Annotated in this window: 13 protein-coding genes and 2 pseudogenes; 10 read left to right on the top strand and 5 right to left on the bottom strand. The window is 56.1% G+C overall.

Annotated features, from left to right (window positions below; translation table 11 throughout):
* Positions 1–341: 341 nt before the first annotated feature.
* Positions 342–743: pseudogene (locus DFR77_RS06900) on the bottom strand (pilin); the annotation flags it as partial.
* 182 nt (positions 744–925) lie between these two features.
* Between DFR77_RS06900 and DFR77_RS06910 the strand changes: the two are divergent.
* The 9 genes and pseudogenes from DFR77_RS06910 to DFR77_RS06955 all read left to right on the top strand — a co-directional run bounded on the left by DFR77_RS06910 (position 926) and on the right by DFR77_RS06955 (position 8794).
* Complete coding sequence (locus DFR77_RS06910) at positions 926–1801, top strand: DMT family transporter (RefSeq protein ID WP_003689397.1); 876 nt, start codon at positions 926–928, stop codon at positions 1799–1801.
* 115 nt (positions 1802–1916) lie between these two features.
* Positions 1917–3146, top strand: a pseudogene (locus DFR77_RS06920) (multidrug effflux MFS transporter).
* 38 nt (positions 3147–3184) lie between these two features.
* Positions 3185–4312: a prephenate dehydratase gene (gene pheA / locus DFR77_RS06925; RefSeq protein WP_113852069.1), complete on the top strand. Its 1128-nt coding sequence runs from the start codon at positions 3185–3187 to the stop codon at positions 4310–4312.
* Between the two features lie 33 nt (positions 4313–4345).
* Entirely contained in the window at positions 4346–5089 is a 744-nt protein-coding gene (recO, locus tag DFR77_RS06930; protein WP_003689392.1) for a DNA repair protein RecO, read from the top strand.
* Between the two features lie 52 nt (positions 5090–5141).
* On the top strand, positions 5142–5870 hold the full coding sequence (gene pdxJ, locus DFR77_RS06935; RefSeq protein WP_010358916.1) for a pyridoxine 5'-phosphate synthase: 729 nt from the start codon (positions 5142–5144) through the stop codon (positions 5868–5870).
* A 49-nt stretch (positions 5871–5919) separates the two neighbouring features.
* Positions 5920–6297: a holo-ACP synthase gene (gene acpS, locus DFR77_RS06940; RefSeq protein WP_003689390.1), complete on the top strand. Its 378-nt coding sequence runs from the start codon at positions 5920–5922 to the stop codon at positions 6295–6297.
* Between the two features lie 81 nt (positions 6298–6378).
* Complete coding sequence (locus tag DFR77_RS06945) at positions 6379–7188, top strand: NUDIX domain-containing protein (RefSeq protein ID WP_003697422.1); 810 nt, start codon at positions 6379–6381, stop codon at positions 7186–7188.
* A complete protein-coding gene (locus DFR77_RS06950) occupies positions 7181–7603 on the top strand; it encodes a hypothetical protein (protein ID WP_003697420.1) in 423 nt (140 codons plus the stop codon). The genes DFR77_RS06945 and DFR77_RS06950 overlap by 8 nt, the downstream gene beginning before the upstream one ends.
* Before the next feature lie 48 nt (positions 7604–7651).
* The gene (locus DFR77_RS06955; RefSeq protein WP_047926989.1) at positions 7652–8794 is read left to right on the top strand and encodes a THUMP domain-containing class I SAM-dependent RNA methyltransferase; all 1143 of its coding nucleotides are present in this window, start codon (positions 7652–7654) and stop codon (positions 8792–8794) included.
* A 45-nt stretch (positions 8795–8839) separates the two neighbouring features.
* Here DFR77_RS06955 and DFR77_RS06960 read toward each other — a convergent pair whose 3' ends face one another.
* From DFR77_RS06960 to tsaE, 3 genes are all read right to left on the bottom strand, one after another.
* A complete protein-coding gene (locus DFR77_RS06960; RefSeq protein ID WP_170123228.1) occupies positions 8840–9658 on the bottom strand; it encodes a Fic family protein in 819 nt (272 codons plus the stop codon).
* A gap of 81 nt (positions 9659–9739) precedes the next feature.
* Positions 9740–10990, bottom strand: a complete 1251-nt coding sequence (locus DFR77_RS06965; protein WP_010358909.1) for an N-acetylmuramoyl-L-alanine amidase — start codon at positions 10988–10990, stop codon at positions 9740–9742.
* Entirely contained in the window at positions 10987–11448 is a 462-nt protein-coding gene (gene tsaE / locus DFR77_RS06970; protein WP_003703029.1) for a tRNA (adenosine(37)-N6)-threonylcarbamoyltransferase complex ATPase subunit type 1 TsaE, read from the bottom strand. The genes DFR77_RS06965 and tsaE overlap by 4 nt, the downstream gene beginning before the upstream one ends.
* 188 nt (positions 11449–11636) lie before the next feature.
* Here tsaE and murI point away from each other — a divergent pair, with 188 nt between their 5' ends.
* Complete coding sequence (murI, locus tag DFR77_RS06980) at positions 11637–12449, top strand: glutamate racemase (RefSeq protein ID WP_003689383.1); 813 nt, start codon at positions 11637–11639, stop codon at positions 12447–12449.
* 728 nt (positions 12450–13177) lie between these two features.
* Here the strand turns inward: murI and fic are convergent.
* Positions 13178–14287: a protein adenylyltransferase Fic gene (fic, locus tag DFR77_RS06990; RefSeq protein ID WP_003689382.1), complete on the bottom strand. Its 1110-nt coding sequence runs from the start codon at positions 14285–14287 to the stop codon at positions 13178–13180.
* Between the last annotated feature and the right edge of the window lie 25 nt (positions 14288–14312).

Genomic DNA, 14312 nt, shown 5'->3' on the forward strand with positions numbered 1-14312 from the left:
CGTACTGCCTGCGGCCCGCCGCCTTGTCCTGATTTTTGTTAATCCGCTATAAAGACCGTCGGGCATCTGCAGCCGTCATTCCCGCGCGGGCGGGAGTCCGGACCGCTTGTTCGGCAAATGAGGGGGCGGATTGCGCGCCTGTCAGATAAAAACCGTGTTTAAACGGGTGGCAATGAGGCACATGCAGGGCCTTGAAGCGCAATCGATATATTATTTCCACCGGAACGGACGACCCCGCCCGCCTTGCAAACCCTTAAAAGACAAGCCGCCCGGGTTGATCCGGGCGGCCGTGGAAAATCACTTACCGCTTGATTTGTTTGAAATTTAAGGCCTAATTTGCCTTAGGTGGCAGATGATTCATCGCGGCAGGTTGACGGCAGGTGCTTGGTTTCGATTTTGTCGTTGTCGGTGCCGTCGGCTTTGACGGTGTCGTCGTTGTCGCCGGTGCGCTTAACCGGCTGTCCGCAGAACCATTTTACCGAACCGGCTTCACGCCTGGCCCACAGGGAGAGTTTTTTGTCTTTGATTTCTTTGTTTACGCCGTCTGATTTCATTTTGGCGGTAACGACGCCTTTTGTGACCGTAACGCTTTCAACATATTTGCCTTTGATGTCGGTGGCGGAGGATGCCACGCCGGCAGAAGTGTTGTTTGCGGGCCATTTGCCGTGATTCAGGTAATATTCGGTAACGGCTGATTTTTGACCTTCGGCCAAAAGGATGGCTTCGGAAACTTGCGCGCGGGCGGGAATCCGGACCTTGGAACAACAGCAATATTCAAAGATTATCTGAAAGTCCGAGATTCCAGATTCCCGCTTTCGCGGGAATGACGAAAAGTGGCGGGAATGACGGTTCGGGCATTCCTTCTTGTCCTGATTTTTGTTAATCCGCTATACTTTTGTATGACCATCTGACTTTACCACTCACTATGTTTTACCAAATCCTTGCCCTGATTATCTGGAGCAGCTCGTTTATTGCCGCCAAATATGTCTATGGCGGCATCGATCCCGCATTGATGGTCGGCGTGCGCCTGCTGATTGCCGCGCTGCCTGCACTGCCCGCCTGCCGCCGTCATGTCGGCAAGATTCCGCGTGAGGAATGGAAGCCGTTGCTGATTGTGTCGTTCGTCAACTATGTGCTGACCCTGCTGCTTCAGTTTGTCGGGTTGAAATACACTTCCGCCGCCAGCGCATCGGTCATTGTCGGACTCGAGCCGCTGCTGATGGTGTTTGTCGGACACTTTTTCTTCAACGACAAAGCGCGTGCCTACCACTGGATATGCGGCGCGGCGGCATTTGCCGGTGTCGCGCTGCTGATGGCGGGCGGTGCGGAAGAGGGCGGCGAAGTCGGCTGGTTCGGCTGCCTGCTGGTGTTGTTGGCGGGCGCGGGCTTTTGTGCCGCTATGCGTCCGACGCAAAGGCTGATTGCCCGCATCGGCGCACCGGCATTCACATCTGTTTCCATTGCCGCCGCATCGTTGATGTGCCTGCCGTTTTCGCTTGCTTTGGCGCAAAGTTATACCGTGGACTGGAGCGTCGGGATGGTATTGTCGCTGTTGTATTTGGGTTTGGGGTGCGGCTGGTACGCCTATTGGCTGTGGAACAAGGGGATGAGCCGTGTTCCTGCCAACGCGTCGGGACTGTTGATTTCGCTCGAACCCGTCGTCGGCGTGCTGTTGGCGGTTTTGATTTTGGGCGAACATTTATCGCCCGTGTCCGCCTTGGGCGTGTTTGTCGTCATCGCCGCCACTTTCGCCGCCGGCCGGCTGTCGCGCAGGGACGCGCAAAACGGCAATGCCGTCTGAAGCGGTTTCGGGCGGCATATCCTTCGGTTTTGCCCCGCCGTCCGATATGTTAGACTTGCGCCCGTACCGACCGTCGTTTGCGACGGTTTCTTTATTTGATTTGAACGGAAAAACCATGTCTCCGACCCTTCCTCCGATGAGCGGAAAACTGATGGCGGTTTTGATGGCGATACTGGTCGCGCTGATGCCGTTTTCCACCGATGCCTACCTGCCCGCGATTCCCGAAATGGCGCAGCCGCTGAACGCGGATATCCACCGTATCGAATAGAGTCTGAGTTTGTTTATGTTCGGCACGGCGTTCGGGCAAGTGGCCGGCGGCGCGGTGTCCGACATCAAAGGGCGCAAACCCGTCGCCCTGACCGGTTTGATTGTATATTGCCTTGCCGTTGCCGCCATCGTATTTGCTTCGAGTACCGAACAGCTCCTTAACCTGCGTGCGGTACAGGCGTTCGGCGCAGGCATGGCTGTAGTCATCGTCGGTGCGATGGTGCGCGATTATTATTCCGGACGCAAAGCCGCGCAGATGTTTGCCCTTATCGGCATCATTCTGATGGTTGTGCCGCTGGCCGGACCCATGGTCGGCGCATTGTTGCAGGGATTGGGCGGATGGCGGGCGATTTTCGTTTTCTTGGCGGCGTATTCGCCGGTGCTGCCCGGTTTGGTACAGTATTTCCTGCCCAATCCCGCCGTCGGCGGCAAAATCGGCAGGGATGTGTTCGGGCTGGTGGCGGGGCGGTTCAAGCGCGTATTGAAAACCCGTGCCGCGATGGGTTATCTGTTTTTTCAGGCATTCAGCTTCGGTTCGATGTTCGCCTTTCTGACCGAATCTTCCTTCGTGTACCGGCAGCTCTACCACGTTACGCCGCACCGGTACGCATGGGTGTTTGCACTCAACATCATCACGATGATGTTTTTCAGCCGCGTTACCGCGTGGCGGCTTAAAACCGGCGCGCATCCGCAAAGCATCCTGCTGCGGGGGATTGTCGTCCAATTTGCCGCCAACCCGTCCCAACTCGCCGCCGTGCTGTTTTTCGGGTTGCCCCCGTTTTGGCTGCCGGTTGCGTGCGTGATGTTTTCCGTCGGTACGCAGGGCCTGGTCGGTGCGGACACGCAGGCATGCTTTATGTCTTATTTCAAAGAAGAGGGCGGCAGCGCGAACGCCGTGTTGGGTGTATTCCGGTCCTTAATCGGCGCGGGCGTGGGCATGGCGGCAACCGTCCTGCACGACGGTTCGGCAACCGTGATGGCGGCAACCATGACCGCGTCCGCCTCTTGCGGCATTGCGCTTTTGTGGCTCTGCTCGCATCGTGCGTGGAAAGAAAACGGGCAAAGCGAATACCTTTAACGGAAAATGCCGTCTGAAACCGCTTCAGACGGCATTTGATGTTAGAATGCACGGCAAATTACCGTTCAGGCGAAATTATGTCCCAAACTATCGACGAACTCCTCATCCCGCACCGCAACGCCATCGACACCATCGATGCCGAAATCCTGCGCCTGCTCAACGAACGCGCGCAACATGCCCACGCCATCGGCGAGCTGAAAGGCACGGGCGCGGTGTACCGCCCCGAACGCGAGGTTGCCGTGTTGCGCCGCATTCAGGATTTGAACAAAGGCCCGCTGCCCGACGAATCGGTAGCACGCCTGTTTCGGGAAGTGATGAGCGAGTGCCTCGCCGTCGAACGTCCGCTGACCATTGTCTATCTGGGGCCGCAGGGCACGTTTACCCAGCAGGCGGCGATTAAGCATTTCGGTCATGCCGCGCATACAATGGCGTGTCCGACCATAGACGACTGCTTCAAACAGGTTGAAACCCGTCAGGCGGATTATCTGGTCGCGCCCGTGGAAAACTCGACCGAAGGCTCGGTCGGGCGCACATTGGATTTGCTTGCCGTTACCGCGTTGCAGGCGTGCGGCGAAGTCGTTTTGCGCATCCACCACAACCTGTTGCGCAAAAACAACGGCAGCACCGAGGGTATCGCCAAAGTATTTTCGCACGCGCAGGCGTTGGCGCAGTGCAACGACTGGTTGGGCAGGCGTCTGCCCAACGCCGAACGGATTGCCGTGTCCAGCAATGCCGAAGCCGCAAGGCTGGTTGCCGAATCGGACGACGGTACGGTTGCCGCCATCGCCGGACGCACGGCGGCGGAAATTTACGGACTCGATATGGTTGCCGAGTGCATCGAAGACGAACCGAACAACACCACGCGCTTTCTGGTCATGGGACATCACGAAACCGGTGCAAGCGGCAGCGACAAAACCTCGCTGGCCGTTTCCGCGCCCAACCGCGCCGGCGCGGTTGCCTCGCTGCTGCAACCGCTGACCGAATCGGGTATTTCCATGACCAAGTTTGAGAGCCGTCCGAGCAAATCCGTTTTGTGGGAATACCTGTTCTTCATCGACATCGAAGGACACCGCCGGGACGCGCAGATTCAGACGGCATTGGAACGCTTGGGCGAACGCGCTTCGTTTGTCAAAGTCATCGGTTCGTATCCGACTGCCGTTTTGTAGTCGCGGCAGCGTTCAGACGGCATTTCAGGCATTATGTCCGAACACCGAGTCAACCACGAACCCGTTTTTATGCTGGCATCTTCGCCTTGGCGCGAAAGCAGCCTGCGGGTTGAAGCATTCAGCCGCCGTTACGGGCGTGTGGCTTTGCTGGCGCGCAGCGCGCGCAAACGGCAGAGCGAGCTGCGCGGCGTATTGGTTCCGTTCGTCCCTGCCAGCGTGTCGTGGTACGGCAGTCAGGAACTCAAAACCCTGCACCGCGCCGAATGGATGGGCGGATGGCGGCAGCCGCAGGGCAGGGCGTTGTTCAGCGGTCTGTATGTGAACGAGCTGGTGTTGAAACTGACCGCGCGCGAAGACCCGATGTCCGAACTGTACGACGCGTTGGCAAAAGTGATGGAGGCAGTGTGCCGTGAAGCCAACCATATTGCCGATTTGCGCCGCTTCGAATGGAAGCTGCTCAATGCCTTGGGCGTTGCCCCCGATTTGCACGCCGACGGCACGGGCGGCGATATTTTGGCGGACAAAACCTACCGGCTGATGCCCGAAGAGGCGGTCATGCCCGTATGCCGGGACACAGGCGCGCTTTCGCACGAAGCCGGCGCAATTGTCGAAGGGCAGAGCCTGATCGATTTGCGCGAAGGCAGTTTCCGCACCGCCGAAAGCCTGCAACAGGCATTGAAAATCACACGGCTGCTAATCGGCACGCTGCTTCCCGAAGGCTTGAAATCGCGGCAGGTGTTGGAACAGATAAGGCAGTTCGACCGCAATACCGCGTAGCTGCGCCCGCACCATGCCGTCAAACAGGAAAACGAAGAGAAAAGGAAACATTATGCTTCTGGGTGTCAACATCGACCACATCGCCACCGTCCGCAACGCGCGCGGCACGACTTATCCCAGCCCCGTGGAGGCGGCACTGGTTGCCGAAACGCACGGTGCAGACCTGATTACCATGCACCTGCGCGAAGACCGCCGCCACATCAAAGACGCGGATGTATTTGCCGTCAAAAACGCCATCCGCACGCGCCTGAACCTTGAAATGGCGTTGACGGAAGAAATGCTCGAAAACGCGCTTAAAGTGATGCCGGAAGACGTGTGCATCGTGCCTGAAAAACGGCAGGAAATCACGACCGAAGGCGGTTTGGACGTATTGGCGCAACAAGAAAAAATTGCCGGGTTCACCAAAATCCTGACCGACGCGGGCATACGCGTGTCCTTGTTTATCGATGCCGACGACAGGCAAATCCAAGCCGCCTATGATGTCGGCGCGCCCGTTGTCGAGCTGCACACCGGCGCATACGCCGATGCACGCAGCCACGCCGAACAAATCAGGCAGTTCGAGCGTCTGCAAAACGGCGCGCATTTCGCCGGCGATTTGGGCCTGGTCGTCAACGCCGGACACGGACTGACCATACACAACGTTACCCCCGTCGCCCAAATCCTCGCCATCCGCGAACTGAACATCGGGCATTCGCTGATTGCCCAAGCCCTCTTCCTCGGACTTCCCGAAGCCGTGCGCCAGATGAAGGAGGCGATGTTCAGGGCAAGGCTGCTGCCGTAAGGGCAGGCAAACCGTTTCAGACGGCATTTCACGAAAAAGGAGCGCAAATATGATTTACGGCATCGGTACAGACATCGTTTCCCTCAAGCGCATCATCCGCTTAAACAAAAAATTCGGACAGGCGTTTGCAGGGCGCATACTCACTCCCGAAGAGCTGCTTGAATTTCCGCAGGCGGGCAAACCCGTCAACTACCTTGCCAAACGCTTTGCCGCCAAAGAAGCCTTCGCCAAAGCCGTCGGCACGGGCATACGAGGCGCGGTTTCCTTCCGCAACATCGGCATCGGGCACGACGCATTGGGCAAGCCCGAATTTTTCTACGGCCCCGCCCTGTCCGAATGGCTGGAAGAACAAGGCATCAGCCGCGTCAGCCTGAGTATGGCGGACGAAGGCGATACCGTGTTGGCGTTTGCCGTTGCCGAAAAATAATGCCGTCTGAAATTCGGCAAACCCGTTGACGGCATTGCCCTTCCCTCATTTGCATTCCGACCGACCAACCGCATACCCGCCATGATCCAAGATACCCGCCCCCTTATCCGCGTCGTTGCCGGCATCCTGCTCGATTCAGACGGCAATTACCTGCTCGGCTCGCGCCCCGAAGGCAAGCCCTATGCCGGATATTGGGAATTTGCCGGCGGCAAGGTCGAGGCGGGCGAAACCGACTTCCAAGCCCTGCAACGCGAGTTTGGAGAAGAACTCGGCATCCGCATCCTCGCCGCCACGCCTTGGCTGACCAAAATCCATTCCTACGAACACGCCCGCGTCTGCCTGAAATTCTTATGGGTAAACCCCGATCAATGGGAGGGCGGACCGCAATCGCGCGAAGGGCAGGAATGGTCTTGGCAGAAGGCGGGTGATTTTACCGTTGCCCCCATGCTGCCTGCCAACGGTGCGCTTTTGCGTTCGCTGTCCGTCCCGCGCCGTTTGTACGGCAGCCTGAAAACAGGTTTGTACGGCGAAAACAGTATGGGCGCGTACCGCGTCCTGCCTTTGGGTTCGGCAGGGGGAAGCGGTGCGAACGTTTTGATGGAGGCGGCACAATGGCAGGACAGGTCCGAACACGCCGGCAGCGTGTGGATGATGGTGCAGGCCCGCGAACAATGGCGGCAGGCGCAGGAAAAGGGCGCAGATGTGGCCGTGTGGCGCGTGTGCGATGATGTTCAGGTACAAGAGGCGGCAGAAGCCCTGCGGCAGGGCGTATCCGTGCCGCTCGTACTTGCAGCAAACGGACAGACGGTTGCACGTTATGGAAAACTATGGCTCGGATTGGGGGCGCACGCGGTGGTAAGGGATGAAACAATAGGGAAGAATCATGAATAAAAACCGCAAATTACTGCTTGCCGTACTGCTGCTGACTGCCTTTGCCGCCTTCAAGCTCGTTTTGTTGCAATGGTGGCAGGCGCAGCAGCCGCAAGCCGTGGCGGCGCAATGCGATTTGACCGAGGGTTGCACGCTGCCGGACGGAAGCCGTGTCCGCGCCGCCGCCGTTTCAACCAAAAAACCGTTTGATATTTATATCGAACACGCGCCCGCCGGCACGGAACAGGTCAGCATCAGCTTCAGTATGAAAAATATGGATATGGGTTTCAACCGCTATATGTTCGAGCGGCAACCGTCGGGGAATTGGCAGGCAGCACGCATCCGCCTGCCCGTCTGTGTCGAAGGCAGGCGCGATTTTACGGCGGACATTACAATCGGCAGCCGGACATTTCAGACGGCATTTACCGCCGAATAAACCTTTCAATCCGCCATTGCCGGAACATCCGTCCGGAAAGGACACGCTATGAATACTTTATATACACTTTTCGCCACCTGCCCGCGCGGCTTGGAAACCGTTTTATCTCAAGAACTCGGAAGCCTCGGCTGTACCGAGGTTCGGGCGTTTGACGGCGGCGTTTCCTGCCGGGGCGGATTGGAACAGGCCTACGCCGCCAACCTGCACTCGCGCACCGCCGGCCGCATCCTGCTGCGCCTGACCAAAGGCACATACCGCACCGAGCGCGACATCTACAAACTTGCCAAAAACATCAACTGGTTCAACTGGTTTACCTTGCAGCAGACGTTCAAAGTCAAAATCGAGGCAAAACGCGCCAACGTCAAAAGCCTCCAATTTGCCGGCCTGACCGTCAAAGATGCCGTCTGCGACGCTTTCCGCGACATTTACGACGCACGTCCGAGCGTGGACAAAGCCGCGCCCGATGTCCGCATCCACGCCTTTTTGGACGAACGCAATGTCGAAATCTTCATCGACACTTCGGGCGAAGCCCTGTTCAAACGCGGCTACCGCCTGGATACCGGCGAAGCCCCGCTGCGCGAAAACCTTGCCGCCGGGCTGCTGCTCTCGGCAGGCTACGACGGTACGCAGCCGTTTCAAGACCCGTTTTGCGGCAGCGGCACGATTGCTATCGAAGCCGCTTGGATTGCCGCCGGCCGCGCGCCGGGTATGATGCGCCGCTTCGGTTTTGAAAAACTGCAAAATTTCGATAAAACGCTGTGGGCGGATTTGCGCCGCCGCGCCGAAGCGCAAACCCGCCCCGTCCGCGCCCCGATTGCAGGCAGCGACAACGGCCGCCGCATCGTTCAGACGGCATTGGACAACGCACACAATGCCGGAGCGGACGACATCGTTTCCTTCAGCGTTGCCGGCGCGCAGTCCGTCCGTCCGAACGGCGAAAACGGCATCATGGTGTCCAATCCGCCCTACGGCGTGCGCCTTGAGGAAGTCCGCGCTTTGCAGGCACTTTATCCGCAGTTGGGGACGTGGTTGAAAAAACACTATGCCGGCTGGCGGGTCGGCATGTTTACCGGCGACAGGGAAATGCCCAAATTCATGCGCCTGCTGCCCAAGCGGAAAATCCCGCTTTATAACGGCAACCTCGACTGCCGCCTGTTCCTGATCGATATGGTGCAGGGATCGAACCGTTGAGGAAAGTGTACAAAAAAGCCGTCTGAAAAATGTTCAGACGGCTTTTTAAATGGAGAAATTTCGGAAAATATCCACATCAGGCTGGGGACCGTACTTATTTACGGTATTTTCGTATGCCGAAATAAAATATTTCTTGAATAAACCGTAATCGCCGGTTTCGTAATAGGCTACGACAGCCTCGGCATAGGCGGGATAACTGTCGGGGGAGAATACGCAAGGAAAAAAACCGGAGCGCATCAGCGACAAGGTCATACAGTTTCTGGCAGTACGTTTATTGCAGTCCTTAAAATATCGGAGATACGCCAAATTATTATGGAGATAAACGGCGCGGTCGAAAGGATTTTCTATTTTGGGGGCTTCTTGAAGCAACCATTTCAATTCCGTATCCAAACTTTGCGGGTTGGATAAAGGGGTGTAGTCTGTCCCGCTTATAGTAACGCTGTCGCGGCGGACTACGCCGCCGGAGTCTTTTTCCAGTAAGTTTTCCGAAATCAGGCTGTGGGTGGTTTTTAAGAAATCCAACCAGTCAAACGGCTTGGGGCTGTCCAAACCGGACAGCAGGTGCCGGTAACTTTCCCTCAGGTTGATTAACATTACGGCATCCGAATATAACTTCCCGCCTGCGGTTTGCCCGAGTTTAAGCAATGCCTGCGTATCGTATTGATTATAAGTGTTTCCTTCCAATTTGGCAGAACTGTACACAAAATCGATACCGATTTCTTCAATATTACGCACGGAGTCCGTTAAAACAGATAAAGGAAGCCGATCGGACAATTCGGTCAGGTATTCTTGTTCGCCGGCTGTAAAAATGGGGCGGATATTTAAAAAATCCCGTTGGTATCTCAATTTATCCATACCTTTCATCATAAAAACGCGGTTTGGGGCGGAAGTAGGTTTATGCCTGCCTTCATCCGACAACTATATTTTGAAACACCGCCTTTTCAATCAACCCCGCTTCAATACGGATGTGTTGATGTAGCGTTGGACACCCGAGGCAATGGATTGGGCGCACTGCCGACGGAAGGATTCGCTGCCCAGCAGCTTCTCTTCGGCAGGATTGGACAGGAAGGCGGTTTCGACCAGGATAGACGGCATATCGGGTGCGCGCAATACGGCGAAATTGGCTTCGTCCACCCTGCCTTTGTGCAGATGGTTGAGCCTGCCCAATTCTTCAAGCACCAGTTTGCCGAGTTTGCGGCTGTCGCGCAGTGTGGCGGTTTGCGTCATGTCGAGCAGGGCGGTATCGACGTTGCGGTTGCCGCTGGTCGGTACGCCGCCGACCGCGTCGGCATTATTTTGGGTTTGTTCCAAGAATTTGGCGGCAGAGCTGGTCGCGCCTTTGGTGTTCAGCATATAAACCCCCGTTCCGCGCGCGGAGGGGCTGGTGAAAGCGTCGGCGTGGATGGAGACGAATACGTCCGCCCGCCGTGCGCGCCCTTTGGCGACACGCACGCCCAATGGGATGAACACGTCTTCGTTGCGCGTCATAAAGACGTTGTAACCCAAGGCTTCCAATTGTTTTTTGGTTTCGCGGGCGATGGAGAGGACGACGTGTTTTTCCTGCAAACCGCCCGGGCTGACGGCGCCGGGGTCTTCACCGCCGTGTCCCGGATCGAGCATGATGACGGGTCTGCGCCCGTTTTTGCCTCGCCCGGGTCGGGGCGTGGTGTTTTGGGCGGGGTCGGCTTCCGGAGAGCCGCGCAGGGTTTTGTTCAGGCTGCCGTTGAGCAGCGCCATCATCGGATCGTCGGCATCCATCCCGTGCGGATAGAGGTCGACGACGAGGCGGTCCTTAAAGCCGCCGACGGGCGGAAGCGCGAAGACTTGTGCGTGGGTGGGCTGTTTCAGGTCGATGACGAGGCGGACGGTGGTCGGCGTGTTCTGACCCGCGCGTATGCTGCGGATAAAGGGGTCGTCCGCCATAACTTTTTGGGAAAGCCCGTGCAATACGGTATTGATGTTTGCGTTTTGTATATCGACGACCAACCTGCCCGGGTTGTCGAGCGCGAAGTGCTGGTATTTGAGCGCGGCGGTGCTTTCCAGCGTCAGGCGGGTGTAGGTGTGCGACGGCCATATCCGTGCGGCGGTAAACTGCGGGGCGCGTACCGTTTTGGCAACGGCGGATGCGATGGGGCTCAGGGCGAACAGTGTGCCGGCGGTGCGGCGGATGATTTGTCTTCGTGTCAGTTTGGTCATAGCGGCAGGCTTTCGCGTCCTCGTTCGGTATGGGCGGTCAGCAGGCATTTTCTGCCGCCGCCGCCGTGTGTCAATGTTGCGGTGATGTCGGCAGGCGGGGTAAATTCGCCTCCCTGTTGCGGCCATTCGATCAGGCAGACGCTGTTTGCGGCAAACAGCTCGTCAAGCCCCGCGTCTTCCCATTCTTCGGGGAACGAGAAGCGGTAGAGGTCGAAATGGTGCAGGGCGAAGCGTTCCAGCGGATAAGATTCGACGATGGCGTAGGTCGGGCTTTTGACTGCGCCCTGGTGACCCAATCCGCGCAGGATGCCGCGCGTCAGCGTGGTTTTGCCCGCACCCAAATCCCCTTCGAGGTAAATGACCAGCGGTGCGTTTAAACGGGAAGACCACGCCGCGCCCAAATCGAGTGTGGCGGCTTCGTCGGCAAGGAATCGGGAAACGGGGGAAAAATCAGACATAGGGGCTTTACAACTTTTATGTGGCGGATCGGAGGGGCAGGCGGTCGGCAAACCGTGCGCCCGGCGGCGGCATTGCCGTACATTATAACAGCCAAATACGCATCCTGCTTTCAGACGGCATGGCTGTCAAGAAAAAGCGGCGCGTGTACAATATGCGGATTGTATGTTTAGGACGGATTGGAAAAAGGATGGAAAATATCGGCAGGCAGCGGCCCATCGGCGTTTTTGACTCGGGAATCGGCGGTTTGACCAATGTGCGCGCGCTGATGGAACGGCTGCCGATGGAGAACATCATTTATTTCGGCGACACGGCGCGCGTGCCTTACGGGACGAAATCCAAGGCGACCATCGAAAATTTCTCGATGCAGATTGTCGATTTTTTATTGGGACACGATGTCAAGGCGATGGTTATCGCGTGCAACACGATTGCGGCGGTTGCGGGGCGGAAAATCCGTCAAAAGACGGGCAATATGCCCGTTTTGGACGTGATTTCCGCCGGCGCCAAAGCCGCGCTGGCAACGACGCGCAACAACAAAATCGGCATCATCGCCACCAATACGACAGTCAACAGCAATGCTTATGCGCGCGCCATCCACAGGGACAACCCCGACACGCTCGTCCGCACGCAGGCCGCGCCGCTGCTCGTCCCTTTGGTGGAGGAAGGTTGGTTGGAACACGAAGTTACCCGCCTGACCGTATGCGAATACCTCAAACCATTGCTTGCAGACGGCATCGATACGCTGGTGTTGGGCTGCACGCACTTTCCCTTGCTCAAGCCCTTAATCGGCAGGGAGGCGCACAATGTCGCGCTGGTCGATTCCGCGATTACGACGGCCGAAGAAACCGCACGCGTCCTTGCACAGGAAGGATTGCTCGATACCGGCAACAACAATCCCGACTACCGTTTTTACGTCAGCGATATTCCTTTGAAATTCAGAACCATCGGCGAGCGTTTTCTGGGCAGGACGATGGAGCAGATTGAAATGGTGTCTTTGGGTTAAAACGATAACGGAAAGCTGCCCGAGATTACAGAGACCTAAAATCCCGTCATTCCCGCGAAAGTGGGAATCTAGACCTGTCGGTGCGGAAACTTGTCGGATAAAACGGTTTCTTTAGATTTTACGTTCTAGATTCCCGCTTTCGCGGGAATGACGGGATGCAGGTTTCTGTGCGGATGTATTCGGATTCCCTCCTGCGCGGGAATGACGGGATTTTTAAATGTCCGAATGCCGCAAATGCCGCCTGAAAGGCTTCAGACGGCATTTTTTACACAATTCCCACCGTTTCCCATCATCCCCGACAATACCGTAATCTTGAAATCCGTCATTCCCGCGCAGGCGGGAATCCGGACCGTTCGGTTTCGGTTTTTTTTGGCTGTGTTTTAACGATGTGTTGATATTTAATTTTAGAAAGGTAGCTATTTAATAGTTACCTTTTCTTATTTAAAAATAGCTTTCTCAAATTCCATTAACGCCTCAATACGATATGCAGAGGCTCTATCGAAATTAAGTTTCAACATTTTGTTTATTAAACATTTTATTTTAGCCATTTTTCAATATACCCCCCCAAATATACCCCTAATTTGCACAAGTCAAAATTTTAGGCAGGGGTTTTGTTGCTCCCATGATGCGCGGGCGGATGCCGGCTTTTCGCGGGGAAAATACAAGGGGTACCGGTTCGGGTGTCAAAATCCCTGTTTCGTGTTAGTCATGTAGGGATGAAGAGGGGGTTAGAATGAAGTAAAGCTGTTGCCCTCTCCCCGCAATAGTTCCATTAGGCGCGGATGAATGAATAGTTTGTCCCTGCCGATGGCGATTTCTTGCAGCACACCTATGCCTGAAAGCTCTTTCAGGTACTTAGAGGCCGTCTGCCGTTTGGCTATCCCTGCCGCTTCTAGGTTGGCAATGCGTGTATATGGCTGCTCAAACAGAAGATTTACCAGTTCGTGCGTGTAGATTCCTTGTGCGTGTGTCCGTATGTGTTGACGTGTCTGCTCGAACAGGCAGCGTATCGCATCTATTTTCGATACCGTCCAATCGGCGGTGTCGGCTACGCCGTCTAAGATGTAGATTATCCAGCTTTCCCAATCCTGCCGTTCGGTTACGCCTAAAAGCAGGCGGTAATAGTCCGCCCTGTTTTCGATGATGTAGCGGCTCAAATACAAAATAGGCAAATCCAAAAGCCCTTTTTCAATCAATAGCAGGCTGTTCAATATGCGTCCCGTCCGCCCGTTGCCGTCCGTAAACGGGTGGATGGCTTCAAATTGGTAATGTGCCGCCGCCATGATGACAAGCGGGTCTAAATCGCCGCTTTCGTGAATAAACCGCTCCCAATTTGCCAGCTTGCCGCGTATGGTTTCTTCTCCTTCGGGCGGGGTATAGACAACATTTCCGCTGTTACCTCCTTTTAGGGCTGTGCCGCCTGTTTTGCGGATGGCCGTTTCGTAGGGGTGCTTGATGGCGTTGCAGACCATGATGGCGGTTTGTGTGCATAAAGGGCGGCTCGCCAGTGATTCATAGCCTGCAAACAGGGCGGTGCGGTATTGCAGGGCTTCTTTCGTGGCAGGGTCTTGCCGTTCCGTATCCATTTGCAGGGATTGAAACAGCTTGTCCGTGGTGGTTACGATGTTTTCAATTTCCGAACTTGCACGGGCTTCCATAACAGGAAGGGTGTTAATCAGCATGGCTTGATTCGGTATCAATTCTGCCGCCTGCTTTAAACGGGCAAGGGATGCACGGGCGGCTATACAACGTTTCAGGATGGTTTTGCTTTCAATATCCTGTTTTGGCGGCAGGGGTGGTAAATCGTTATAGGGAATATCGGGTTTCCAGTTGCTCATGTTTAAAATTTCGGAAAATTTAAAG

It is taken from the genome of Neisseria gonorrhoeae (assembly GCF_003315235.1).
Classification (GTDB): domain Bacteria; phylum Pseudomonadota; class Gammaproteobacteria; order Burkholderiales; family Neisseriaceae; genus Neisseria; species Neisseria gonorrhoeae.